General features: G+C 69.6%; 1 pseudogene. It reads left to right on the top strand.

The features are described from left to right. Window positions 1-153, top strand: a pseudogene (locus tag KVT45_RS57540) (thioredoxin); the annotation flags it as partial. Between the last annotated feature and the right edge of the window lie 120 nt (window positions 154-273).

Below are 273 nucleotides of genomic sequence, written 5' to 3'. Positions count from 1 at the left end.
GACGCGGTGGCCCGCCTGGACCTCGTACGCGACCTGGAGATTCTCAGGACCCCCACCGTGCTGGTGCTCGGCGCGGCCGGCCGGGTGGTGCGCCGGGCCACCGGACAGCCCCGCAAGGCGGACGTCATCGCGGCGCTGGGAGAGGCGGTCTGACGGACATGCCGATGACGGTGAGGCACCTCCCATATCCCGGAACGTACTTGACTGGGCGCACCACCTATCGTCAGCCTGACCGTATGCCTCAGGAACTCCTCCTCTACGGGCGGGTCCACG

This window comes from Streptomyces sp. GbtcB6 (genome assembly GCF_019091475.1).
Classification (GTDB): Bacteria; Actinomycetota; Actinomycetes; order Streptomycetales; family Streptomycetaceae; genus Streptomyces; species Streptomyces hyaluromycini.
Note: the sequence above shows the minus strand (reverse complement) of the source record. Positions and strands in the feature narration are given on the sequence as shown.